Annotated in this window: 25 protein-coding genes; 12 read left to right on the forward strand and 13 right to left on the reverse strand. The window is 34.9% G+C overall.

What is annotated here, in order from left to right; genetic code table 11:
• The 3 genes from AC6EI2_RS09855 to folK form a co-directional block, all read right to left on the reverse strand.
• Positions 1 to 1482, reverse strand: a complete 1482-nt coding sequence (locus AC6EI2_RS09855; protein ID WP_498462163.1) for a cryptochrome/photolyase family protein — start codon at positions 1480 to 1482, stop codon at positions 1 to 3.
• Positions 1479 to 2039 carry an NUDIX hydrolase gene (locus AC6EI2_RS09860; protein WP_498462164.1) on the reverse strand — a complete coding sequence of 187 codons (561 nt, stop codon included), beginning with the start codon at positions 2037 to 2039 and terminating at the stop codon, positions 1479 to 1481. Before AC6EI2_RS09860 ends, AC6EI2_RS09855 begins: the two co-directional genes overlap by 4 nt.
• A gap of 68 nt (positions 2040 to 2107) precedes the next feature.
• Positions 2108 to 2689 carry a 2-amino-4-hydroxy-6-hydroxymethyldihydropteridine diphosphokinase gene (gene folK / locus AC6EI2_RS09865; RefSeq protein WP_498462165.1) on the reverse strand — a complete coding sequence of 194 codons (582 nt, stop codon included), beginning with the start codon at positions 2687 to 2689 and terminating at the stop codon, positions 2108 to 2110.
• A gap of 47 nt (positions 2690 to 2736) precedes the next feature.
• Between folK and bchD the strand changes: the two genes are divergently transcribed.
• Entirely contained in the window at positions 2737 to 4890 is a 2154-nt protein-coding gene (gene bchD / locus AC6EI2_RS09870; RefSeq protein ID WP_498462166.1) for a magnesium chelatase ATPase subunit D, read from the forward strand.
• An 11-nt stretch (positions 4891 to 4901) separates the two neighbouring features.
• On the opposite strand, the gene AC6EI2_RS09875 is transcribed toward bchD, so the two are convergent.
• Positions 4902 to 5747: an MlaD family protein gene (locus AC6EI2_RS09875; protein WP_498462167.1), complete on the reverse strand. Its 846-nt coding sequence runs from the start codon at positions 5745 to 5747 to the stop codon at positions 4902 to 4904.
• A 4-nt stretch (positions 5748 to 5751) separates the two neighbouring features.
• The gene (locus tag AC6EI2_RS09880) at positions 5752 to 6537 is read right to left on the reverse strand and encodes an ABC transporter ATP-binding protein (protein WP_498462168.1); all 786 of its coding nucleotides are present in this window, start codon (positions 6535 to 6537) and stop codon (positions 5752 to 5754) included.
• Between the two features lie 127 nt (positions 6538 to 6664).
• Between AC6EI2_RS09880 and AC6EI2_RS09885 the strand changes: the two genes are divergently transcribed.
• On the forward strand, positions 6665 to 8062 hold the full coding sequence (locus AC6EI2_RS09885) for a gluconeogenesis factor YvcK family protein (protein WP_498462169.1): 1398 nt from the start codon (positions 6665 to 6667) through the stop codon (positions 8060 to 8062).
• A gap of 1 nt (position 8063) precedes the next feature.
• On the opposite strand, the gene AC6EI2_RS09890 is transcribed toward AC6EI2_RS09885, so the two are convergent.
• Genes AC6EI2_RS09890 through AC6EI2_RS09900 form a run of 3 tightly spaced genes read right to left on the reverse strand, consistent with a single transcriptional unit; the run spans position 8064 to position 9705 of the window.
• Positions 8064 to 8585 carry an NAD(P)H-quinone oxidoreductase subunit J gene (locus AC6EI2_RS09890; RefSeq protein ID WP_498462170.1) on the reverse strand — a complete coding sequence of 174 codons (522 nt, stop codon included), beginning with the start codon at positions 8583 to 8585 and terminating at the stop codon, positions 8064 to 8066.
• A gap of 17 nt (positions 8586 to 8602) precedes the next feature.
• Positions 8603 to 9352: an NADH-quinone oxidoreductase subunit NuoB gene (gene nuoB / locus AC6EI2_RS09895; protein ID WP_498462171.1), complete on the reverse strand. Its 750-nt coding sequence runs from the start codon at positions 9350 to 9352 to the stop codon at positions 8603 to 8605.
• The gene (locus AC6EI2_RS09900) at positions 9343 to 9705 is read right to left on the reverse strand and encodes an NAD(P)H-quinone oxidoreductase subunit 3 (protein WP_011294293.1); all 363 of its coding nucleotides are present in this window, start codon (positions 9703 to 9705) and stop codon (positions 9343 to 9345) included. The genes nuoB and AC6EI2_RS09900 overlap by 10 nt, the downstream gene beginning before the upstream one ends.
• 153 nt (positions 9706 to 9858) lie before the next feature.
• On the opposite strand from AC6EI2_RS09900, the gene AC6EI2_RS09905 reads away from it, so the two are divergent.
• The 5 genes from AC6EI2_RS09905 (at position 9859) to AC6EI2_RS09925 (ending at position 11942) form a co-directional block, all read left to right on the forward strand.
• Positions 9859 to 10215, forward strand: a complete 357-nt coding sequence (locus AC6EI2_RS09905) for a rubredoxin (RefSeq protein WP_498463485.1) — start codon at positions 9859 to 9861, stop codon at positions 10213 to 10215.
• A complete protein-coding gene (locus AC6EI2_RS09910; protein WP_498462172.1) occupies positions 10212 to 11228 on the forward strand; it encodes a photosynthesis system II assembly factor Ycf48 in 1017 nt (338 codons plus the stop codon). The genes AC6EI2_RS09905 and AC6EI2_RS09910 overlap by 4 nt, the downstream gene beginning before the upstream one ends.
• Before the next feature lie 107 nt (positions 11229 to 11335).
• Positions 11336 to 11584, forward strand: coding sequence for a cytochrome b559 subunit alpha (psbE, locus tag AC6EI2_RS09915; protein WP_011294296.1), 249 nt, complete (start codon positions 11336 to 11338; stop codon positions 11582 to 11584).
• A gap of 29 nt (positions 11585 to 11613) precedes the next feature.
• Complete coding sequence (psbL, locus tag AC6EI2_RS09920; protein ID WP_011294297.1) at positions 11614 to 11733, forward strand: photosystem II reaction center protein PsbL; 120 nt, start codon at positions 11614 to 11616, stop codon at positions 11731 to 11733.
• A gap of 11 nt (positions 11734 to 11744) precedes the next feature.
• A complete protein-coding gene (locus AC6EI2_RS09925) occupies positions 11745 to 11942 on the forward strand; it encodes a photosystem II reaction center protein J (RefSeq protein WP_498462173.1) in 198 nt (65 codons plus the stop codon).
• A gap of 71 nt (positions 11943 to 12013) precedes the next feature.
• Here the strand turns inward: AC6EI2_RS09925 and mtnP are convergent, their stop codons facing one another.
• Positions 12014 to 12946, reverse strand: coding sequence for an S-methyl-5'-thioadenosine phosphorylase (gene mtnP, locus AC6EI2_RS09930; protein WP_498462174.1), 933 nt, complete (start codon positions 12944 to 12946; stop codon positions 12014 to 12016).
• On the opposite strand from mtnP, the gene selD reads away from it, so the two are divergent.
• A complete protein-coding gene (gene selD / locus AC6EI2_RS09935) occupies positions 12932 to 15112 on the forward strand; it encodes a selenide, water dikinase SelD (protein ID WP_498462175.1) in 2181 nt (726 codons plus the stop codon). The genes mtnP and selD overlap by 15 nt on opposite strands.
• Before the next feature lie 15 nt (positions 15113 to 15127).
• On the opposite strand, the gene AC6EI2_RS09940 is transcribed toward selD, so the two are convergent.
• From AC6EI2_RS09940 to AC6EI2_RS09950, 3 genes are all read right to left on the reverse strand, one after another.
• Positions 15128 to 16381, reverse strand: a complete 1254-nt coding sequence (locus tag AC6EI2_RS09940; RefSeq protein ID WP_498462176.1) for a tRNA nucleotidyltransferase/poly(A) polymerase family protein — start codon at positions 16379 to 16381, stop codon at positions 15128 to 15130.
• Between the two features lie 43 nt (positions 16382 to 16424).
• Entirely contained in the window at positions 16425 to 18842 is a 2418-nt protein-coding gene (locus AC6EI2_RS09945; protein WP_498462177.1) for a UvrD-helicase domain-containing protein, read from the reverse strand.
• Between the two features lie 87 nt (positions 18843 to 18929).
• A complete protein-coding gene (locus tag AC6EI2_RS09950; RefSeq protein ID WP_498462178.1) occupies positions 18930 to 19154 on the reverse strand; it encodes a DUF8630 family protein in 225 nt (74 codons plus the stop codon).
• Positions 19155 to 19383: 229 nt separating this feature from the next.
• Here AC6EI2_RS09950 and cpeB point away from each other — a divergent pair, with 229 nt between their 5' ends.
• The 3 genes from cpeB (at position 19384) to AC6EI2_RS09965 (ending at position 21117) form a co-directional block, all read left to right on the forward strand.
• On the forward strand, positions 19384 to 19932 hold the full coding sequence (gene cpeB / locus AC6EI2_RS09955; protein WP_498462179.1) for a phycoerythrin subunit beta: 549 nt from the start codon (positions 19384 to 19386) through the stop codon (positions 19930 to 19932).
• Positions 19933 to 19993: 61 nt separating this feature from the next.
• Positions 19994 to 20461, forward strand: a complete 468-nt coding sequence (cpeA, locus tag AC6EI2_RS09960) for a C-phycoerythrin subunit alpha (protein ID WP_498462180.1) — start codon at positions 19994 to 19996, stop codon at positions 20459 to 20461.
• A gap of 59 nt (positions 20462 to 20520) precedes the next feature.
• On the forward strand, positions 20521 to 21117 hold the full coding sequence (locus AC6EI2_RS09965) for a glycosyltransferase (RefSeq protein WP_498462181.1): 597 nt from the start codon (positions 20521 to 20523) through the stop codon (positions 21115 to 21117).
• Between the two features lie 25 nt (positions 21118 to 21142).
• Here the strand turns inward: AC6EI2_RS09965 and AC6EI2_RS09970 are convergent, their stop codons facing one another.
• The gene (locus AC6EI2_RS09970) at positions 21143 to 22006 is read right to left on the reverse strand and encodes a HEAT repeat domain-containing protein (protein ID WP_498462182.1); all 864 of its coding nucleotides are present in this window, start codon (positions 22004 to 22006) and stop codon (positions 21143 to 21145) included.
• A gap of 168 nt (positions 22007 to 22174) precedes the next feature.
• Here AC6EI2_RS09970 and AC6EI2_RS09975 point away from each other — a divergent pair, with 168 nt between their 5' ends.
• Entirely contained in the window at positions 22175 to 23479 is a 1305-nt protein-coding gene (locus tag AC6EI2_RS09975; RefSeq protein ID WP_498462183.1) for a HEAT repeat domain-containing protein, read from the forward strand.
• Positions 23480 to 23487 lie beyond the last annotated feature (8 nt).

The raw sequence follows: 23487 nt of genomic DNA on the forward strand, positions 1-23487 counted from the left end.
TTACTTAATACTCGAATATAATTCTTTGAAGATTGATGTTTGATTTTTATGGTTTATTATAGGTTTTGGATAGCCATTTCTCTCCGCAGAAATTATTTCGCCTGAAAGTAAATTAGGCGTTGAAATATGTGATAACTCAGGAATCCATTTTCGGATATAATTACCATTTTCATCGAATTTAGAAGCTTGTCTAAATGGATTAAATATTCTCATAGGTTTTGGATCCATACCACTGCTTGCACTCCATTGCCAACCTCCATTATTTGATGCCAAGTCGCCATCAACTAAGCTTTTCATGAAGAAAAGTTCTCCCCATCTCCAATCAATTAAAAGATCTTTTACTAGAAAAGAAGCAACAATCATCCTGCAACGATTATGCATCCATCCAGAATGCTTAAGTTGTCTCATCGCAGCATCAATGATTGGGATACCAGTTAATCCATTTACCCATCTTTCAAACCAATCAGAGTTATTTTGCCATGGAAAATTTAACCATTTTTCTCTATATGGACCTTTCTCAAGCTCTGGGAAATTAATAAGAGCATTTTGATAAAACTCTCTCCAAGCAAGTTCCTTTATCCATGTATCAATAGAGTTTATTTGATATTGGTTTGTCGCTAGATTTTTTGATTGTTGAGCTCCATTCCATACTGCCCTGCAACTTATTGTCCCTAGACTTAAAGCAGCACTTAGATTAGAAGTTGATTCTAATGATGGAATATCTCTTGCTTCATTATATGAATTTATAGTTCCTGAATTTATGAAAAAGTTTAATTGCTTTATTGATTCAGACTCTCCTGGTTTACAAGGACAAAGATTAGTATCCTTGAATCTATTTAAAGAGAGTAAATCATGAATAGGCTTACTTTCTTTTGTTATGCAATAGTTTAAATCCGAGCTTTTAATTAGTGACAATTCTTTATCATCTAGACCTCGAATTTTCTCAGATGTTCTTGATATATCTATTGAATTTTTATTGGTTATATTTGTCTGATTGATTATATCAATCCATTTACGATAAAAAGGTCCATAAACTTTATAAGGTTCTTGATTATTTGTTTTTATATTAATTGGATTAACAATTAATTGATCTAAAAATGTATATACTTTTATTTTATCTTTTTTAAGCTGCTCTGTGATTATTTTGTCTCTATTGATTTCATAGGGTTCAATATTTTCGTTCCAGTAAATACATTCAGCTTTTATTAAATCAGCTAATTTAGAAACTAATTTAATAGGATCTCCATTCAATATTAATAAACGGCTTCCTCTCTTTAGCCAATTTTTTTGAAGCTCTAAAAGACTTTCGCCCAAAAACCAATTTTTAGCCTCAGATGTAGTTCTATTTAGATTTAAAAGATTGGGATCTAAAATATATAGTCCTACGAGATTTTTTGAATTTATAGTTGCTTCAAATAGACCTATATTGTCTTCAATTCTTAAATCTCTTCTATGCCAAAATATTGATCGAAACTGTGTCATTTTTTATTCAAGATTTGGCATGCTCTGAACCATGCAGTAATAGTTTTACCATCCAGTGATTCTTCTCCACTTGCAATAATTTCATTTAACTTTTCGGGTGCAATTTTTAATACTTCAATATCTTCATCAGCATCGCCCTCAGGCTTCTGGTTAAGTTTAGTTAAATCTCTTGCAAGAAAGAGATGAATTGTTTCATCTGAATATCCTGGACATGGAAGCATTTCTCCAAGGTTGTCCCATCTTTTAGCAGAGTAACCACTTTCTTCTTGAACTTCTCTTTTAATTGATTCAAGTGGACTTTCACCAGCTTCTAATGTTCCAGCTGGAAATTCAAGAATTCTTCTCGAGCAAGCAAATCTGTATTGACGAAGAATAACAACTTCTCCAGAATCTGTTATGGGTACTGCCAATGCAGCTCCTGGATGACGAATGACTCCAAATTCGCCCTCCATTGAATTAGGTAAAAGAAATTTATTAATTTCAAAACGAATTTTTTTTGCATCAAGACAAGCTTTTGTCTCAATAATTTCTGATGGTTCAGGTCCTGGAATAGACATGCATTTTTTTTATTAGTAATAGGATGACTGATTTTTTGAAAAAAGGTTGGTGATTTTTGTTACGAGTTTTATTCAGGCCAAATGTTTTTAGAATGTATTCTTGTCGGTTTCCCTTGAGCTTTTGATAAAACTTCTGTAAGGGGAATTAAAACAAAGTTTCTTTCACTTAATCTTGGATGAGGCAAAATCAGAGTTCTGCTATCTACCTGCAGTTCTCCCCAAGAAATGAAGTCAATATCTAAAGATCTTGGCCCCCATAAAGATGCTGTGTTCTCTCTTTTTCTTCCTGCGACTTTTTCTAATTCTAAAAATTTCTTCATTAAATAGATAGCTGCTTCTTCGTTTGGCTTAACGGTGGCGAATCCTTTCCCTTCTACAACTAGTACAGTATTAATAAATTTAGGTTGGTTAATTTTAACCCCGAGAGGTTCAGTCTCAAACAGCGGAGCCCATTGAAAAGATAAAGACTTATCAATATTTTGAGAGTGATTTTCTGGATAATTAAAATCAACATTCCACTCAAGTATGCTTTTTTCTATTTGCGGCCTTATGGCAACGATTGTATTTATGGGATCTCCAAGAATGCCAGGGATATTCGCGCCTATTGAGATGACGAGTTTCAATTCTAGTTTTTGTTTTGCATAAGTCATGCGAATATTAAAAGACTTTTAAAAATTTGCTTGATTTATCCAACCCTATGGTTTCCAGCGGATTGAAAAACAATAATATGTCTTCGGCTAAAAAAGACATAGCTGTTATGGATAGAGCCAATCGATCCTTCCCTTTGGCTGCAATTACAGGCCATGGAACTTTAAAGCTTGCTTTGATGCTTGCGGCTGTGGATCCCGGGTTGGGAGGTGTGATCATTGCGGGTGGTCGTGGCACTGGTAAATCGGTTTTAGCAAGAGGGTTGCACGCACTTCTCCCACCTATTGAAATAATTGATTTAGAAAAATTAACTAATATTAAAGGTGTTGATGATTCATTTATTTATCCAGCGGGTAGAAATTTAGATCCTTCTTTTTCAGGAGAGTGGGATGATTTGACTAAAAAGCTATTTACAAAAAATATTGGCAATCTTGAAAATACCAATGACTTAGAAAATCTCCCTAAAAAAGTTGTGCCTGCTCCTTTTATTCAGGTTCCCTTGGGAGTAACCGAAGATAGGCTTGTTGGTGCTGTGGATGTTGCTGCTTCGTTATCAAGTGGAACACCAGTATTTCAGCCTGGACTGCTAGCTGAAGCTCACAGAGGAGTTTTGTACATAGATGAATTGAATTTATTGGATGATGGCATTGTTAATCTTCTTCTAGCTTCGGTTGGGGCAGGAGAAAATAAAGTTGAACGAGAAGGATTGAGTCTAAGTCACCCATGTCGTCCTCTATTGATTGCCACTTACAATCCTGAAGAAGGGGCATTGCGGGACCATCTTTTGGACAGATTTGCAATTGTGCTGTCTGCAGATCAATTAATTACAAATGAACAAAGAGTCGAAATAACCCAGTCTGCTATTTCTCATGGGCAGTCGAGCGAAGCTTTTTCTAAGAAATGGGCTGAAGATACAGAATCTCTATCAACGCAATTACTTTTGGCAAGGCAATGGCTTCCAGATGTTCAAATCAGTGAGGATCAAATTGAATACTTAGTTGTTGAGGCTATTCGTGGAGGCGTAGAAGGTCATAGGTCAGAGCTGTATGCAGTTAGAGTTGCAAAGGCTCATGCTGCTTTGTGCGGGAGAGATTCAGTTGACGCAGAAGATTTAAAGGCGGCAGTAAGACTTGTAATTGCTCCGAGGGCAATGCAAATGCCCTCAGAAGAGGAAATGGAGCCCCCAGCGCCAGAAGATCAGACTCCGCCGCCGCCGCCTCCAGAAGATTCGGAAGACAATAACGAGCAAGAAGAAGACCAAGAAGAAGATCAGGAGGAGCAGCAAGATGAAGAGTCGTCCCCTCCCATTCCTGAAGAATTTATGCTTGACCCAGAAGCATGTGCTGTTGATCCTGATTTGTTGCTTTTTTCTTCTGCTAAATCAAAGAGTGGAAATAGCGGAAGTCGGTCAGCTGTTTTAAGTGATAACCGAGGAAGATATGTAAAACCAATTCTTCCAAGAGGTCCTGTTAGAAGGATTGCAGTAGACGCAACTTTAAGAGCTGCAGCTCCTTATCAAAAAGCTAGAAGAGAAAGAGAACCTAATAGAAAAGTTATTGTTGAGGAGGGTGATTTGCGTGCAAAATTACTTCAGCGCAAGGCAGGTGCATTAGTTATTTTCTTGGTTGATGCAAGTGGTTCAATGGCTCTAAATAGAATGCAGAGTGCCAAGGGAGCTGTTATTCGTCTGCTAACTGAAGCTTATGAAAATAGAGATGAGGTTTCTCTTATCCCTTTCAGAGGAGATCAAGCAGAAGTTTTGCTGCCTCCTACAAGATCAATCACTGCTGCAAAAAGAAGACTTGAGGCAATGCCATGTGGGGGAGGGTCTCCACTTGCGCATGGTTTGACTCAAGCTGCACGAGTAGGAGCAAATGCTTTAGCAACAGGAGATCTCGGCCAGGTTGTCGTCGTAGCAATAACTGATGGAAGAGGAAATGTTCCATTAAGTACTTCACTAGGACAACCTATTCTTGAGGGAGAAGAACCTCCTGACTTGAAGCAAGAAGTTCTTGATGTTGCTTCTCGCTATCGAGCACTTGGCATTAAGTTGCTAGTGATTGATACAGAAAGAAAGTTTATTGCAAGTGGGATGGGAAAAGATTTGGCTGAGGCATCTGGTGGCAAATATGTTCAATTACCCAAGGCAAGTGATAAAGCTATTGCTTCAATTGCAATGGATGCAATTAATAGCGTCACCTGAAACTCGTTTTTTTAAGGGTATATATCATCAAATAATTTACCCAAACCTATAGTTACCCTTTTTAAAGCATCTAAGAGTTCTTCGTCTTCCATAATATTTCCCATGTCTGAACTCATTTGATCAATTTTCTTTGTTAGTGAAGTAGATGTTGCGGCAAGCTCCTGAATATCTTTAAGGGTCTTCGGATTATCGAGACTTTCAAGAATATTATTTAAATGAATAGAAGCTTTTGTTAATTCAGAAATGATAGGTTTTGCTCTTAGAAGTTCTGATTTAGATAATAAAACAAGTTCATCAAGGTTGGCTTGAGTTCTATCAAATTGTTGAATAGATTCTGATATTTTATTGACGATTGATTGTCTATCTGCTTCATCAATTATTCCATTTATACCCTCCGTCAAATTAGATATGCTTGTCATCTCTACACCTTTAATCTTGTCTCCAGAACATAAAATTCTTTTGTTAGGACAATCTTTTTTGACTGTAATGATTTCTTTTCTATTTAATGACTTGCCCATTGAAACTAATGATAATTGCGCATCTCCTCCAAGCATAGAGCTTGTAACTATTTTAGCTATTACAGGTTTTGGCAAAATCAGATTATCATTGTTTAATTTAATTTTAGTATCAACGTTATTTGGGGTGAAATTTATCTTTTGAACAGAACCAACAATGATTCCCCGATAAGTAACTGGAGACATCTTGGCAAGACCACTTGCATCTTTAAAGCTCGCAGATATTTCCCATGTTTTTGAGCCTAAACGAAAATCTCTTAACCAAAGCATTGCTCCTGAAAAGATAACCAATCCACCTAATAGTGAAAATCCAACAAATGCATCTCGTAAACTTCTACGCATAAATTTAAAAGTCCTCAGGTTGCATTGGTCCTTGAAGATTACCTGTGCGAAATTGTTTTACATAGGAGTTTTCACTTTGTTTAAATTGATCTATAGATCCATCCCATTTAAACTTCCCATCGTAAAGCAAAATAACTCTATTAGCCGTTCTTTCAATTGTACTTGAAACGTGACTAACTACGATTGAACAGCCATCAGCAGCATCAGTTGTTTTCATAATTAGATCTTCAATTCGAGTACAAGCTATTGGATCTAAACCAGCCGTTGGTTCGTCATATAGTAGAAGTGGAATTGAGCCTTTCACTTTTTTGGAGTCACTAATTAAAGCACGGGCAAAACTTACTCTTTTTTGCATTCCCCCACTAAGTTGATTGGGAAATTTTTCTGCGACATCATATAAGCCTACTTTTTGTAAACAATCTATGACTTTTTGGTTAATAATCTCTTTAGAAAAAATTTGTTGTTTTTCAAGCAAAAACCCTACATTCTCCCGAACAGTTAAAGATGCTAATAACGCTGGGTTTTGGAAAACTAATCTCACATCGGGTGGTGTATTTTGATCTAGCCTTAAATATTGTTGCTCAATGCCGGATATTTGAAGGCTTCCGCGGGAAGGTAAGAGTAATCCCGCTAGTAAACGAAGTATTGTTGATTTGCCTGAGCCGGATGGACCAACAATTGCCAGTCTCTCACCAGCACTCATGGCAAGATTAACCTCATTGAGAACTTTCTTTGATCCCAGCTCCACACTGAGATTTTTCATCAACATTACTTGAGTGTTTTTTGGCACACTCTCTCCTAATGTTTGTTTACATATCTCATTTTGTATGAGATACGTAAATTGTGAAGCTTAATTAGAGTTTATATGAATTAATTATTTAGGTCTCTTTGTTGAAATCTTCTCTAACTTAAATCCATTGAAAAAAAGAAGAAAAAGAAATTTTAAAAGCTCTACTTTGCGTAAAACCTTTTTCGCTAGTTTGTCTTTTCAACTTTATACGCGCTTTAAAAGAGCAATTGGATGGCTATTGCCAGGTCTAGTAGTGAAGAGGTGGATGATTACATCTGGTTTGGGCTTGTTAATTGCTTTGATTGGAGCTGCAATATGGGCTGATCTGCGTCCAATTTATTGGGTTGTGGAAATGCTTTTTTTGTTTTTAGGATTCATAACCACTTTCATCCCTAGAAATATTTCAGGACCAATAGTCTTTTTGATAGGCATATCTCTGTTGATTTGGGGACAAGGAAGAAGTTTTGAATCTATTAAGCAGGCGTTAGGTTCCAAGAAAGATACTTTTTTAGTTGATGCATTAAGAGCTAAACAAAAATTAAATAGAGGTCCGAATATCGTTGCTATTGGGGGAGGAACAGGTTTATCTTCATTATTAAAAGGATTAAAAAGATATAGCAGTCGAATCACAGCAATAGTTACTGTTGCAGATGATGGAGGAAGTAGTGGAGTTCTTAGGAGAGAGCTTGGAGTTCAGCCTCCTGGCGACATTAGAAATTGTTTAGCAGCTTTGGCAACGGAAGAGCCACTAATAACAGGTCTTTTTCAGTATCGATTTCCTGCTGGAAGTGGACTTAAGGGACATAGTTTTGGAAATCTTTTCCTTTCTGCTTTAACTGCAATAACTGGAAGTTTAGAGACAGCAATTACTGCCTCAAGTAAAGTTCTTGCTGTTCAGGGTCAAGTTGTACCAGCAACTAATGTAGATGTTCAATTGTGGGCTGAACTTGAAAATGGTGACCGAATAGATGGTGAATCGGCTATTGGGAAAGCATGCGCACCAATAATGAGAATTGGTTGTTTTCCTCAGCGCCCCCCAGCCTTGCCTAGAGCTTTGGAAGCGATAAGAAATGCGGAAATCATTTTGATAGGCCCAGGAAGTTTGTTCACATCTATCCTCCCTAACCTGCTTGTTCCTGAAATAGTCGAAGCGATAGAGAAAAGCAAAGCCCCAAAACTTTACATATGCAATTTAATGACTCAACCAGGTGAAACTGATGGACTTGATGTTTCAGGGCATGTAAGGGCGATTGAAGCTCAATTGGCATCCATTGGAATTACAAGTAAAATATTTAGTTCAATCCTTGCTCAAGATGAATTAGAACCTTCTCCACTGATTGATTACTACAAATCAAAAGGGTCTGAACCAGTAAAATGCAATAAGATCGATCTTGCATCTAGAGGCTATAAGGTTTATTTTGCCGCTCTTCAATCTTCAAAGATTAATCCAACTTTGAGGCATGATCCAAGAAGTCTAGCTTTAGCAATAATGAGATTTTATAGAAGATACAAAAAAAAGAAATAAATCAGTACGCATCTTGCATTTCATAAAAATCTGGCTGAACATAGTCTTTTCTTAGTGGCCAACCTTTCCAGTCTTCTGGCATTAAAAGTCTTTTTGGATGAGGGTGCCCTTTGAAATTAACACCATACATATCGAATGTTTCTCTTTCTTGCCAATCGGCCCCTCTGAAAAGACTATACAAACTTGGAACAGTCATATCCCCATCACGATTAAGAAAAACTTTTAGTCTTACTTCGCGAGGAGAAATATCTTTTTTAAATTCACTCATTTCTATTAAATTATAGAAACAGACTATATTTAAACCAGGTCCCTCGTCGTATCCACCTTGACATTGGAGGTAATTAAATCCTTCAATTTTTAATGCTTCAACTGTTGCTAGGAGATTGGTTGGAATGATTTTTATAACTTCAACTCCCAGATGATCATTTTCGAGAGGAATGTTCTCAAGTCCATTTTTGGAAAGCCATTCACTTATGGGGCCAGAGTTTTTTTCTTCAACTATTATTTTTGAGTCATTTGTCATGTTTATTAAGGATGAGTTTAATTACTTGAAAGTTCTTTAGATATTTTTTGAACCTCTTTTAAAGATTGATCAAATTCCTCTGATAGAGAGGGGTTTAACGCAATCAATTGTGTTTTTGCTTTAAGATATTTCCCGTTGACTTTGGACTCGGATCTCCTCATCTTATGAGGAATGGTTAAATACCTATGAGTTTGAGTAATCATCGATCTCTCAGAGATTGATTCGTTGGCAACTTTTTTTCTTAATTTGATAACGGCATCGAATATTGCTTCTGGTCTTGGAGGACACCCAGGAAGATAAAGGTCAACTGGGATTAGTTTATCAACACCTCTTACTGCTGTAGTTGAATCTGCGCTGAACATCCCACCTGTAATAGTGCAAGCTCCCATGGCAATTACGTATTTTGGATCTGGCATTTGCTCATAAAGCCTTACAAGAGCAGGTGCCATTTTCATTGTGACAGTGCCTGCAACTATTAGGAGATCAGCTTGCCTTGGAGAACTTCTTGGTACCAATCCAAATCTGTCAAAATCAAATCTAGATCCAATTAGAGCTGCGAATTCGATAAAACAACAAGCAGTTCCATAAAGTAACGGCCACAAACTACTTAGTCTTGCCCAATTGTGAAGATCTTCGAGGCTAGTAAGGATTATGTTTTCGCTTAGATCGTTAGTTACTGCAGGTGTTCCTACAGGTCCACAGGAAGCTTCTCTAAGATTTCTTACTGCTTCGGAAGAGGGAGATTTATTCAAGGGATTTAACTCCATTCAAGGGCACCTTTTCTCCACGCATATGCTAATGCCACAACCAATATTGTGATAAAAACAAGTGCTTCTATAAATGCTAATAACCCCAGTTTGTGAAATGCAACTGCCCATGGGTAAAGGAACACTGTCTCAACATCAAATATAACGAAAACAAGTGCAAACATGTAGTAACGAATATTAAATTGAATCCATGCACCTCCAATGGGCTCCATCCCTGATTCGTATGTAAGTTGTCTCTCTCCAGCTTTGCTTTTTGGCGCTATTAGCTTGTTTGTTGTAAGAGCAAGAATGGGAACGGCTCCGGAAATCAGAAGAAATCCTAAGAAATACTCATAACCCTGAAGGGAAAACATGAATTAATTACTGATTTCAATATCATTCTGACAGTCATTTTATGGATTTGTGCCATAGAGTTGTTATATGTGAAAGTGAAAACTGTGAGTCAAGACACAAAAACAAAATCAAATCCTTTTGAAGATCTCAATTCTAATGAAAAACAAAATCAAATAATTTCATTTGAACCAAAAAGCTCAACCGAGGAATTTGATCCAAAATTAAATCGCTTCGAGTGCATGAGCTGCGGTTTTATTTATGACCCCGATGAAGGTATCAAAAAGCTAAATATTGAACCTGGAACGGCATTCCCAGACATAGATAGAGACAATTTTAGATGTCCAGTCTGTCGAGTAGGATTTGGTGGATATAAGGATATTGGACCTAAATCAAAGCCTAGTGGATTTGAAGAAAACCTTACTTATGGCTTTGGATTTAATAAACTTCCTTCAGGCCAGAAAAACGTTCTTATCTTTGGAAGCCTGGCTTTAGCCGCTGCCTGTTTTCTCTCTCTTTATTCTTTGAAATGAAACGTCTGTTTTCAAATGTCATCAATTTGACTCTTGTCTTCACACTTGGAATAGCTCTTAGTAGTTGTACTGTTAGTAACGCTTCAATGGGCTCGTCAAGTCCTTGGTCACTTGTTGACCTCAATACTGAAGCAAACCCATTAGACGTTGACTTTGTAGATGATAAGAATGGGTTTCTGGTTGGTACAAATAGGTTGATTCTTGAGACAAATGATGGAGGAATTACTTGGAAAGAACGAAATTTGGATATTCCAAGCGAAGGTAATTTTCGTCTGATAAGCGTTGATTTTAAGGGCCAAGAAGGATGGATTGCAGGCCAACCAGGTTTGATTCTTCATACAACTGATGGAGGGAAAAATTGGACTCGACTCAATTTGGGAAATAAGTTGCCAGGAGATCCATATTTGATAACAACAATTGATACTGATTCTGCTGAGTTGGCAACTACTGCTGGAGCAATCTATAAAACAACTGATGCAGGTACCAACTGGGAAGCAATAGTTGTTGATACCTCCGGCTCTGGAGGAGTAAGAGAATTAAGACGTACAAACAGCGGTGGTTATTTAAGCGTTAGTAGTCTTGGCAACTTTTTTTCAGTTCTAAATCCAGGCGAGACAACATGGAGTCCCCATCAAAGAGCAAGTAGCAAGAGAGTGCAAAGTGTTGGTGAGCAGCCAAATGGTGATTTATGGATGCTTTCTAGAGGTGCTGAAATCAGATTTAATGCAAACTCTGATGATGTCGACTCCTGGTCAAAGCCCATCATCCCAATCGTGAACGGTTACAACTATCAAGATCTTGCTTGGGATCCATCTAATTCCATTTGGGCGGCTGGAGGAAGTGGAACTTTATTAGTCAGCAATGATGATGGACAAACTTGGGAAAAAGATCCTGTTGGTGAATTTGTTCCAACAAATTTCATTAGAATCTTGTTTGTGGACGATTCTAATAGTGACAGTCTGAAGGGTTTTGTCTTCGGGGAAAGGGGCAATTTATTGCGATGGCAGGGTTGAAATCATTAATTTTTGATGATTTCCGTGACTCTGTGTAACCACCTTGCAACACTGTTCGTTTCTTTTGATTTCGCTTGATAAGATCACTGAGCTGATTAAGTGAGGCTATGGCTGCCGGCTCTACCGGGGAACGCCCGTTTTTTGAGATCATTACAAGTGTCCGCTATTGGATCATCCATGCAGTGGCACTTCCTGCGATCTTCGTGGCAGGATTCCTATTTGTGTCTTCTGGGCTTGCCTACGACGCTTTTGGAACTCCTAGACCAGATACGTATTTTCAGGCTGGAGAAAGCAAAGCTCCTGTTGTTGTTCAGCGCTTTGATTCCAAGGCTGAACTTGACACGCGTCTGAAATAACCAAATTTCATCTGATTGCTTTATTATCCATGCAAGTCAATCCAAATCCAAATAAAGTTCCGGTTGAATTAAACCGAACAAGTCTTTATCTTGGACTCTTACTTGTTTTTGTAATGGGAATTCTTTTTTCCAGTTACTTCTTTAACTAAAACTCTTTATCATGAGCAAATTAAAAGGACCTGATGGACGAGCAGGAGATCGTCTACCAAATGGTACGCCTGCAGTCTCCTGGGAAAGACGGTGGACAGAGGGAGCACTTCCTCTATGGTTAGTAGCGACTGCAGGTGGAACAGCTGTTATTTTTGTTCTTGGTATTTTCTTTTACGGTTCATACACTGGTATCGGTAACGCTGGTTAGTTTTAACTAGAAAAATACTATTTATCTCAAATAACCTAATAACCAACTGACAATTATTGTCGGTTGGTTTTTTAATTCCAATATTTATCTGTAAATAATTTGATCTTGCCTTTAGTTTTATTTGGTACGTGCTCTTTTGGTGTAACTAAAGCATTTTTCAATGCATTATGAGAAGAGCTTGAAGGTCTTAATGATGAGATTCTTTTAGCGGCAGCAGAGATTATTGATTTTGCAAAATTTGCATTTTCCATAAGATTTTCAATGACCATTTCAACGGATACATTTTCGGAATTTTGATTCCAACAATCATAATCAGTAACCATGGACAGGCTTGAGTAAGCAATTTCAGCTTCTTTTGCCAACCTAGCTTCTGTGTGGTTTGTCATACCTATTATTGAGCATCCCCAATCTCGATATAAATTTGATTCTGCTCTTGTTGAAAATGCTGGTCCTTCCATAGCAAGATATGTTCCTCCAATGTGCATTTTTTTTTCTTTAGTTAAAAGTTTTTCTATTTCTTGCGAAAGTATTTGAGAAAGAATTTCGCAAAAAGGATTTGCCATGCTTATGTGAGCTACAACTCCATTTTTGAAAAAAGTCAATGGTCTTTGATGAGTTCGATCAATAAATTGATCAGGAATAACTATGTCGCAAGGTTTGATATCTTCTTTTAATGATCCCACAGCTGATGCAGATATTAACCATCTAACATTCAATGAGCGCATAGCCCAGATGTTTGCTTTATATGGGATTTCACTTGGATTTAAAGTATGTTTTTCTCCATGGCGAGCTAGAAAAACAATCTCTAAGCCAAAAAGATTGCCCATTAGTAACTTATTAGAGGGTTTTCCATAGGGAGTGTCTAAGCTTAACTCGACTATATTTTTTAGATTTTCTATCCTGTATAGTCCGCTTCCGCCAATAATTCCTAATCTTGCTGTTTTGAAATCATAGGCATCTGATTGTGTCCCAGAAATATTCAAAAAATCATGTTCAGTGATCATCTAGTTCTAGCTGGTGGTGGTCATAGTCATGCCCTTGTTTTGCGCAGATGGGCAATGAATCCAAAATTGAAGCCTGCTGGAATGATTACTTTAGTCAATAAAGCAAGCACTACGATTTACTCTGGGATGTTTCCAGGTGTCTTAGCAGGTAAATATAAGATTGATGAAATACTAATTGATTTAAGGAACCTTGCTGCAAAAGCAGGAGTTTCATTTGTGATGGCTGAAATTGAAGGTATTGAATCTAAGAAAAAAAAATTACTTTTAGCAGGACGCCCAGAAATTGAATATTCTTTATTGTCGTTGAATGTAGGATCAAAAACTAACTTAAAATCTGAATTTCTAACAGAAGGAGATGAAGATTTAGCTGTTCCAATTAAACCTTTTTCTGAATCTTATAAATTTATTTTAGATCAAGATATCCATAAGGATAATTCTTCTGCAAAACCCTTTGTAATTGTTGGAAGCGGATTTGCTGGGGTTGAATTAGCTTTTTCTCTAAGAAAAAGATGGCCAAATAGGTCTATTATCTTAAAAGTTAGATCAGGAAGAACACTTAGTAAAAATCTATTTAAAAAATTAAAAGATTTAAAGATTGAGATCACACAAAAGAATCCATCTATTTATTATCCCAAATTAATATGTACAGGTAATAAATCATTTGACTGGATTAAAGATAGTGGTTTACCTATAGATAAAGATGGGAGGATATTAACAAAAAAAACTCTTCAAGTTTTTAATTATCCAGAGTTATTTGCAGTAGGTGATTGTGGAGTGATCAAGGATCATCCCCGCCCTGCCTCTGGAGTATGGGCAGTACGTTCATCAAAACCACTGGCAAAGAATTTAGAGTCTATGAGTAAAGGTCTAAAGCTTAAGGAATGGAACCCTCAAAGAAAAGCGATACAACTTTTAGATAGCAATTTTATAAATAAGGAATCCAAAGCTTTTATATCCTGGGGTGACTTGATCATTGGCCCTTTTGGTTTCCTATCAAGATTGAAAGAATCAATTGATAAAGAATTTGTCTCTAAGTTTTATCTTATTAAAGATAAAGATTCGTCAATGTTTGCTGATGAAGAGATGATTAAATGTAGAGGATGTGCAGCAAAAATAGCTTTTACTCCATTAATTTCAGCGTTGAAAAAATTAGATTTAATAGAACCTTCAAAAGATGACTCTATTGATATAGCAAAACTCTCTTCTAGTCAGACCTTGATACAAAGTGTAGATGGTTTCCCTTCTTTAATAAGTGATCCATGGCTAAATGGTAGGCTTTTAGCTTTTCATTCTTGTTCTGATATTTGGGCATGCGGAGGAACTGTTATTTCTGCACAATCAGTTGTGAACTTGCCATCCTTACCTAATAATTTGCAAAAAGAATTGTTATATCAAGTATTGGAAGGTATTAATTCTGCTTTAAATATTCAGGGCGCAAAACTGATAGGAGGGCATACATTGGAATCAAGAAAAATGTTGGAAGAGCCTTTCGCTCTAGGAATTGAAAGCTCATTAACTGTAAATGGAATTATCGAGGATAAAAAATATTTTTGGCCTAAGGGTGGAATGAAAAAAGGAGATCACATTCTAATTAGCCGATCTTTAGGCACTGGAATAGTATTTTCTGCATTTATGAATGGTCAAGTAAAGCCTTATGTAATTGATTCTGTTTTACAAGAGATGAATAAAAGTCAGCATGATATTATAAATCATATTAATCAATTAACAAATATAAATCCACACTCAAGAACAATTAATGCATGTACTGATATAACTGGTTTTGGTTTGCTAGGTCATTTGTCTGAGATGTTGGAATCTACAAATAAAGATCAATTAAAAATGAATTTAGCACCCTTGAAAATTATTCTTGAGCTCGATCATATACCAGTCTATGATGGTGTAAAAGAACTTTTAGATAAAGGATTTGAAAGTACTTTATCCCCAGCAAATGAAATTTTTTTAAAAAATATTGATGGAGATAAAAATTTAAGATTTGAGCTTATATCTCAAGAATTTAAATCTGATAGATCGTTTTATATTGCCATGTTAAAAATTTTAATAGACCCACAAACTTGTGGACCTTTAGTTGTTAGTTGCCCATCTATTTATTCAGAAAAACTTATAAAGCAAGGACCTTGGACTAGGATAGGATTTATTTCTGAATAAATACTTATGAAATATTTAAGTAATTGTTTCATCAATTAATTTCATTCTTTGTCGTTTTATTTCTATTCCTATTTCTGGGCCGGGCTTCCAACCCTTAGCTAGTAATTCATCTCCTTTTATTGGAGAATCTATATTTTTCCATTTAAATAGCCAAGATTTTAAATATTCTTTCAGTGGGTTCCCTCTGCATATTTCAAGTATGAAAGATGATTCATTAGCATTTATTTCCTCTAGGGTTGTTGTCCACTTTGATGGAGACCAATTTTTATATAAATGATTAACTGTTATGTTTTTTAGATATTTATTTAATCGATATGCACCTTCTATTATTTCTTTTTGCTGTTGATTTAAGTGTAATCTTCTTGCTAGATAGATAGGATCTTTAGATTCATAAACTAATGCTGTTAAGGGTTCTATCTGTGACTTCCTCGCAATGAAAATTTTTTCAATGATTCGCTGATCGTTCTGTAATTTTGAGTCTACTATTTTTAGCCCTTCAAAAGCTTGTAGTTTTTTTAATGCATTCTTCCAATCTTTGCTTTCTAGTAGCAACTCTAGCTCCATTTTTAACCTTATTGATAATGCTGAAGGGGCTAGATCAATATTATCTCCAATATGCCAATTCCATGACCAAAGATTTATTGTATCTTTTATTTGCTTTAAGGCTTGATTCGATAGATTAAAATTTAATTTAGCAGAATAGCGAGAAGCTCTAATAATTCTAGTTGGGTCTTCTAAAACACTAGCTTCATGCAAAAAGTCTATTTTCTTATTTACAATTGCATCTGATCCTGAAAATAAATCTATTAATTTATTATCTTTGAGTTCAATTGCCATTGCATTAATATTAAAATCTCTCCTTATTAGATCTTTTTTGATTGTTGATAATTCGACTGTTGGATTTTCTCCAGGTATAGGATAAGTTTCTTCACGAGCTGATGCTATATCAACTTTTAAGCTATCAATTATTACTTCTGAGGTTTTATAAGTTGTGTTATGGCGAATAATTTTTACTCTTTCTACTCCAAGAACTTTTTGCAATTCTTTTACATAGCTTGTTGTTTCCCCTTCAATTATTAAATCTAGATCATTGAAGATGATTTTATAATCTTTATTATTTGCTTTTGTTATTAAGTCTCTTACAACTCCACCAACTATTGCAATATATTTTATGTCAACTGAGTTAGCTACATCTAGAAGAACAGCTAAAATTCCACTGGGTAATTCTTTTATCTCTTTTTCAATTGTAGATTTATCAAATAATTCCATGAGATATATGATTTTATTTAATCAGGATTTTTAAGATTGAACATTACTCATCTATTAATTTTAACGGAGCTAGTCTTGGGTCTAATATTTTTGGTCCCATTCCTGAGAATTTTATAGCGAGTGAAATTTTTTCTCCTGTACCAAAAATATGGGTTATTTTCCCTTCTCCAAATGAGGAATGTTCAACTCTATCGTTAACTGACCAGCTCTTCCCAGGCGAGGGACCTGAGTATGTTTTCCTTACTGCATTTTCAGCTTTACTAGGAAAACTTTTTTTATTACTTTGTCGATCAATTCTTGTCAGCCTATCTAGATTTTTTTCTCTTCTCAAGGTAGCCCCACCAGACAATGGAATATCCCCTTTTACAAGCTCTTCTGGTATCTCGGAAAGGAAAATAGATGCGATAGCAGGTTCTCTCATTCCACCCCACATTCTTCTCTCAGATGCATGAAAAAGAAATAGTTTCTCTTTCGCTCTTGTAAGTCCTACGTAACAAAGTCGTCTTTCTTCCTCTAGTGAAGATGAATCATCAAGTGATCTATAGCTTGGGAATAAGCCTTGCTCCATTCCCACAAGACAAACAACAGGAAATTCCAAGCCTTTACTGCTGTGAAGAGTCATTAATGTGACTCGATTTTGAGCAGTGTCTTTATTATCTGCATCGCTGGATAAAGCGGCAGTTGATAAAAAACCCTCTAAATTTGCATCTTCACTTTCTTCCTGATACTGCAGAGCGGCATTAACTAATTCTTGAAGATTGCGTCTTCTTTCTTCTGCTTCATCTGTTCCTGTCGCAATTAATTCACTCAAGTAGCCACTTTTTTCTAAAACCAATTGAACTAACTCGGCAGGGCTAGATGAAAGAAGATGACTTTGTAATTCATTGATAAGCTCACTAAAATTCAAAAGACCTTTGGCTGATCTTCCAGCAAGAGATCTGACAGCTTCGGGGTCATTTACAACTTCCCAAAGAGGAATCTTCAATTGACTAGCAGCATCACTTAATCTTTGAACTGTTGTTTTACCAATCCCTCTTTTAGGAACGTTTAAAACTCTAAGAAGACTGACACTGTCAGATGGATTAATTAAAAGCCTTAAATATGCTAATAGATCTTTAATTTCTCTTCGATCATAAAAACGTAATCCTCCAACCACAATATATGGAATACTCCAGCGGACTAATGAGTCCTCAATTGCTCTTGATTGAGCATTAGTTCTATAAAGAATAGCCATATCTCCCCAATTCAATTCTGGATTAGAGGCATCTAAAATTCTTAGCCTATGAATAACTGCCTCTGCCTCTGCTATCTCGTCGTCACACCTTGTTAATTTAATAGGCTCGCCTTCTCCCCTGGTTGCTCTAAGAACTTTATCTATTCTTTCTTTATTGTTAGAAATTAATGAATTGGCAGCTTCGAGGATGGTAGAAGTTGACCGATAATTTTCTTCCAGTTTTACGAGAGTGGAATTGTTTGTATTTTCTAGGTTTTTCTTTCCAAAGTCCTCTTGAAATCCCATAAGTATTCGAAAGTCGGCAGCTCTAAAGCTATAAATACTTTGATCTGCATCGCCAACAACAAAAACTGATCGATTATTCCAATCTTTAAAAGAAGATGGATCTTTGCCATTGGTAACCAATTGTTTAATTAATTCGTATTGTGTCCAATTCGTATCTTGATATTCATCAACTAAAACATGTTTGAAACGATTATGCCAATAAGTTCTTATCTTCTCATTTTGCTGTAGTAATTGAACAGGTATTAATAAGAGATCATCAAAATCTAATGCATTATTAGCTGCTAAAGCTTTCCTGTAAAGTCTATAAGTTTCAGCAACTAATTTACCTCTTTGACCCTCTTGACTCTTTAACAAATCATCAGGCAGCAAGCATTGATTTTTGGCGGTACTAATTGCCCAACGAACTCTCTTGGGCTCAAATCTTTTAGGGTCTAATTGTAGGTCTTGTGTAACTATTTCTTTAATTAGACTTTGTGCGTCTGTTTCATCGTATATTGAAAATTGTCTAGTCCATGTCAATCCTTCAGGATCTTTGAATTTGTCAATGTCAAAGCGTAATAATCTTGCAAATAAAGCATGAAAAGTTCCTATCCATAATTCACGGCTGATTTCACGATATATACGATTACGAATTTGTCTTTGTTCTGCTACTTGTAAAGCAGTCCATGGCTTTCCATGAATAATATTTGCTAATCTTTTTGCTAAAAGTAATTCAAGCCTATCTTTCATTTCTCTTGCAGCTTTATTGGTAAAAGTTACTGCAAGAATAGAGCTTGGATCAACATTATATTCAATAATTAAGTGTGCAATACGATGAGTAAGAGCTCTGGTTTTTCCGCTCCCTGCTCCTGCTATAACTAATAATGGTCCATGAACATGATCAACTGCTTGAGACTGAGCCTGATTTAATCCATTTAAAAAAATATTATTTGATTTTTTCATTTTATAGACTGAAAATACATTGTTTTGAATTTAGTTTTTGAGATATTAATAGAGACCATTTTATATTAATTATGTAATTAAATAAATTTATGAGATCAAGCTAGAGGCTAAATTATCTTTTTGTTTATTTAGCTTGGAAAGTATTATTTTTATTTGATTAAGCTCTGAATGCGAGTCGATGATTGTATTGATTTTTTTCTGAGGCATTTTTAGCTTATTTGAAATAGTTACCACTTCTTTCTCTAAACGATTTTTGTACTCGGTTAGTTTTTTAATCGATTCTTCTAACTCTTCTTCTGTAGGACTTCGCATTTTTTATCTCAACAATAGCTCAAATTAGTAATATCCTCTTTACTTATAAGCTTTTTGAGATATCTTCCTGATGCTTTTAGCAAAAAATCTTTGATACAGTTAAGAAGCATTTCGTTCTTAGGTCTCTTTGAGTGAAATTTGACGGTAAGTCTTAAGTTGAATTAAGTGATGACTTAATTAAGTCCTTACTTGATCGATTTTTTACTTAAAGAGGCTAGTTAGTCAAAAGATGCTTGATGCTTTCTCTAGAAAAGTTGTAAGTGCTGACGCCAAGGGTGCAGCAATTGGAAGTGAAGATCTTGCAGATTTAAGAAAGTACGTTGCAGATGCAAATAAAAGAATTGATGCAACCCTTGCGATAACTCAAAACGTTTCTTGCATAGCTTCAGATGCAGTAGCAGGAATGGTTTGTGAAAATACTGGACTTACTCAGCCAGGGGGACATTGTTATCCAACTCGTCGAATGGCAGCTTGTTTAAGGGATGGGGAAATTATACTTAGATATGTTAGTTATGCACTTCTCGCAGGCGATTCTTCTGTTCTTGAAGATAGATGTCTAAATGGTTTAAAAGAAACTTATTTGGCTCTTGGAGTCCCAACGTCTAATGCTATCAGAGCAGTTGAAATAATGAAGATTGCGACAGTTGCAATTATGACTGAGACAAATACAGGACGAAAAATGTTTAAAGGAATTAATTCTGGCTCAGGAGCACAATGTCAAGATATTGCGGCTGAGGCAGCATCCTATTTTGATCTTGTAATAGAGGCTTTAAGTTGACAAGACAACTTGGATTTAAATTCCTCTCAAAGCACTTCAAACTAATTCTTATTAAGTCATTATGAAATCTGCAGTTACAACCGTTGTTAGCGCAGCCGATGCAGCAGGAAGATTTCCTAGTATGAGTGATTTTGAGTCTGTGAAAGGTTCGTTTGATAGGGCCCAAGCTCGTTTAGAGGCTGCAGAAAAACTTGCTTCTTGTCTTGATAAGTTTACGAATCTGGCGGTTGATGCTGTATATCAAAATGGTTCATATGAGCAAGCTAACAAAGATAAATGTGTAAGAGATATTCATCATTATTTGCGTCTTATTAATTATTGCTTGGTAACTGGTGGTACTGGTCCTTTAGATGAATGGGGAATATCAGGCATGAGAGAAATTATTCGTATCCAGCTATTACCAACTGCAGCATACGTAGAAGCATTTATTTTTATCCGAGATGAAATTAAGATCAATGATGTTATGAGTCAGCAGGCCGAAACAGAATTTAAAGGATTATTAGATTATTTGATAAACGCACTTGCTTAAAAAAATTAGGTTAATCAAAATATTTTTTATAGATTTTAATTAATAGTTTAAAATTGGTTATGGTTAATTATTTAGATTTAAATAAATATATTGAACTTTATCAAGATTTCTTGCATCCAAATCCAAATATTAATTCCCAAGCATTTCTGAGCTTAAAAAAAGAATTTGAAGTTAAATTTATGAATAATCTTCTAGCTAATCTCAAGGAAGAAGATGTATTTATAAGAAGAAAATCAATATTAGCTTTGGGGTGCTTTGGAGAAAAAATATTAAAGTCGATCATTTCATTATATATAGATACTAAAAATCCAACGGTTAAAGTTAGTTGCCTTAAAACGATGATAAAGGTTGTAGTTAATTTTAACTTACAAGAATTATCCCCCGAAGAAATGTTAGTAGTTGATTTAGCACTTAAAGATGACAAACCTGAAATAATATTGACTGTTATTTCTCTTTTAAGGCAATTAGGGAAAACTGGTAGAAATATATTGATGAAAACTTGTAGAGATAAAGACTTATTAAGAGCCAAAGCCTCTATTAGTGCCCTTTTAGAAATGAAAGATCAGACTGTTGATGATTTATTTGATGAATTATTAAATGATAAAACTATTGATCCAATGATAAAAGAAGAAATACTAACAGATAAAATATTTTAATATCATAGATTATTTCTTAGGTTTTTTAGTGATCGATTTTCTTTATAGCTAATTTAATTATTGATCTAACATTTTTATCTTGCTCAAGCTTAAGGAGTTCTTTGAGTGGGTTTATAGCTTCATTAATATTAAGTTGCATCATCGTCAATATGGAAGCTTTCCGAATATCTGGGCTTTTATTTTTTAATTTTGATATTAATGTAGGAATTAAGGTTTCTATTCTATATAGTTTGCCAACTAATTTAATAGCTTCAATCTGAACATTTTCAGCATTATCACTGATAGCAGTTTCTACCAACTTTACTGCTTCTTGATCTTGCGACTGTCTAATATGTTCTTCAAGTGCTGAAATTGCGGCTGATTTAACGTTAGTATTTTTTGATTTGGCTGCTTTTTTTATTGCATTTGGTGCTTTTGCTCCAATAAATTCTAAACACCATGCTGCAAGACCATATTGAATTTCTGTATGTTCTTTACTCTCTAAGACAATAATTAGATGATTTACAGCAGCCTCACCAAAAATTGCAATGGCACCAGCTGCTGAAAATTGCACTACAGAATCTGAATCATTGGTAAGTGCTTTTATTAAATGAGGTAAAGCTGTTGGATCTTCAACTAGCTTTAAAGTCTTTGCTGCTGCTCTTCTCTGAAGTACATTTTCACTATTCAGAAGAACATTAATCAATTCAGGTAAAGCTGCTGAACCAAATTGAGCTAATGCTTGTGCATGACTTCTTCTAACTAAACCATTTTCATCACCAAGTCCTTTTATTAACAGCTTGATCTCGTGTTGATCTGATTTTTTCTTGATACTTATGTTGTGTTTGCCTTCTTTGTTCTCTACTTTTTCTTCTTCAGTTTTCGCATTACTTTTGATGTGAGTATCCATTTTTTTATTATCAACTTCAAACCACATTGTATAATAAGATTAATGAGTATCATTTAATCTTATTAATTGTATTTTCATAAATAATATCCTACTATATTCATCATAAATTTTATAGTGAATGTAGTAATTTCAATCGATTTACTAAATACAGATTTTTTAATATTCAAAGTGCAATCCAACCCATTTAATAATCTACCTAAAATCAATAAAAGAGATGCTATTAATATTCTTCGCAGACCAATTTCTGAAGTAAAGATTTTAGCAGATTATTATAAGGCCGTTTTCCACTTAGCCAATTTTCCATGTGAAGAATCAGAAATAGTACTTCTTGATTTTATTAAATATGACTATGAGAAACTTGAATATAAGATAGCAAAAAGAAAAGCAATAGAGGTACTTGCTATATTTGGCAGTAAAAAAGCGATACCAATCATTGCAAGTTTTTTAAACAACAATGATGATTACCTGGTTGAGAGTGCTGTTTGGTCATTAGGTAAACTTAAATGTAATGATATTGATGTCATTAACAACATTTGTTCAATATTACATAAAAAATTTAATAATAAAAGAGTAGTAATCCAAGCATTAACTAGTTTAGGAGTTAGAAAAGAAATTGGTAAGATTAGATCATTATCAATAGAAAAGCAGTCCTCGAATGGAATTAAAGGAGCTTCTCTGGCGGCATTGATAAAACTTGCTGGTGAGGATGATAAACTTAATGCCCTAAAGGATTTCTTGAGACTATCTAATCAAAATGATAGACATTGTGCAGTTCAGGATATTATAAATGCTGGTCATTTATCTGTTTTACCTTATTTAGTTAATGCTCCAATTTCTCCATCATTTAAATTAAAGGCAATAGATTCTCTTTGGATTGATGAAACAGTGTATTGGAAAGATATAAAGCTGATTGAATCTCTTGACTCAGTCATTATTGATAATCCGAAAGATATAAATACTTTAGAGATTGATGGTTTTGAAAAAGATCTAATTTTTTTGATAGAGCAACTTTTTCATACAGACTTTAATAGATGTTATCAATCAATGAAAGAATTAGGGGAATTTCCTTTAGAAGAAGTTTTGTATTATCTAAATAATAATTGGGATAGAGCCAAGTCAGATTATGGAGCAATATATTTCTTTATAAATGCATATAAACTACTATTAGATAAGCAATTGTATGATAAGAAAATTTTAGAAAAAGTTGAATTTTTATTATCAGATAGTTGGCCTAATCATATGAAATTTAAATCTTCAGCTATTGAAGTTTTGGGATGCTTAAATGAGAATAAATTCTATAATAATATAGATGAATATGCAGATGATAGGCATACTCCATATTGGAAAAATCGATATGCAGCATTGCTTGTATTACAAAAAAAGGAAATTAATATAAAAAAGAGATTGGTTAAATTATTTTTGAATGATAATCATCGATTCGTCAGGTTAAAGGCGAAAGAAATTAATTCTTAGTTAATTTT

Source organism: Prochlorococcus sp. MIT2302, from assembly GCF_059772385.1.

What these genes read in the sequence shown, in the direction of transcription:
- cpeB (WP_498462179.1), top strand. Translation starts at nt 19,384, where the DNA reads ATGCTTGATGCTTTCTCTAGAAAAGTTGTAAGTGCTGACGCCAAGGGT.
- mtnP (WP_498462174.1), bottom strand. Translation starts at nt 12,946, where the DNA reads ATGATCACTGAACATGATTTTTTGAATATTTCTGGGACACAATCAGAT.
- AC6EI2_RS09875 (WP_498462167.1), bottom strand. Translation starts at nt 5,747, where the DNA reads ATGCGTAGAAGTTTACGAGATGCATTTGTTGGATTTTCACTATTAGGT.
- psbL (WP_011294297.1), top strand. Translation starts at nt 11,614, where the DNA reads ATGCAAGTCAATCCAAATCCAAATAAAGTTCCGGTTGAATTAAACCGA.
- AC6EI2_RS09940 (WP_498462176.1), bottom strand. Translation starts at nt 16,381, where the DNA reads ATGGAATTATTTGATAAATCTACAATTGAAAAAGAGATAAAAGAATTA.
- AC6EI2_RS09965 (WP_498462181.1), top strand. Translation starts at nt 20,521, where the DNA reads ATGGTTAATTATTTAGATTTAAATAAATATATTGAACTTTATCAAGAT.
- AC6EI2_RS09945 (WP_498462177.1), bottom strand. Translation starts at nt 18,842, where the DNA reads ATGAAAAAATCAAATAATATTTTTTTAAATGGATTAAATCAGGCTCAG.
- AC6EI2_RS09970 (WP_498462182.1), bottom strand. Translation starts at nt 22,006, where the DNA reads ATGGATACTCACATCAAAAGTAATGCGAAAACTGAAGAAGAAAAAGTA.
- selD (WP_498462175.1), top strand. Translation starts at nt 12,932, where the DNA reads ATGTTCAGTGATCATCTAGTTCTAGCTGGTGGTGGTCATAGTCATGCC.
- cpeA (WP_498462180.1), top strand. Translation starts at nt 19,994, where the DNA reads ATGAAATCTGCAGTTACAACCGTTGTTAGCGCAGCCGATGCAGCAGGA.
- bchD (WP_498462166.1), top strand. Translation starts at nt 2,737, where the DNA reads ATGGTTTCCAGCGGATTGAAAAACAATAATATGTCTTCGGCTAAAAAA.
- AC6EI2_RS09925 (WP_498462173.1), top strand. Translation starts at nt 11,745, where the DNA reads ATGAGCAAATTAAAAGGACCTGATGGACGAGCAGGAGATCGTCTACCA.
- AC6EI2_RS09900 (WP_011294293.1), bottom strand. Translation starts at nt 9,705, where the DNA reads ATGTTTTCCCTTCAGGGTTATGAGTATTTCTTAGGATTTCTTCTGATT.
- folK (WP_498462165.1), bottom strand. Translation starts at nt 2,689, where the DNA reads ATGACTTATGCAAAACAAAAACTAGAATTGAAACTCGTCATCTCAATA.
- nuoB (WP_498462171.1), bottom strand. Translation starts at nt 9,352, where the DNA reads ATGGAGTTAAATCCCTTGAATAAATCTCCCTCTTCCGAAGCAGTAAGA.
- AC6EI2_RS09860 (WP_498462164.1), bottom strand. Translation starts at nt 2,039, where the DNA reads ATGTCTATTCCAGGACCTGAACCATCAGAAATTATTGAGACAAAAGCT.
- AC6EI2_RS09890 (WP_498462170.1), bottom strand. Translation starts at nt 8,585, where the DNA reads ATGACAAATGACTCAAAAATAATAGTTGAAGAAAAAAACTCTGGCCCC.
- AC6EI2_RS09910 (WP_498462172.1), top strand. Translation starts at nt 10,212, where the DNA reads ATGAAACGTCTGTTTTCAAATGTCATCAATTTGACTCTTGTCTTCACA.
- AC6EI2_RS09855 (WP_498462163.1), bottom strand. Translation starts at nt 1,482, where the DNA reads ATGACACAGTTTCGATCAATATTTTGGCATAGAAGAGATTTAAGAATT.
- psbE (WP_011294296.1), top strand. Translation starts at nt 11,336, where the DNA reads ATGGCTGCCGGCTCTACCGGGGAACGCCCGTTTTTTGAGATCATTACA.
- AC6EI2_RS09950 (WP_498462178.1), bottom strand. Translation starts at nt 19,154, where the DNA reads ATGCGAAGTCCTACAGAAGAAGAGTTAGAAGAATCGATTAAAAAACTA.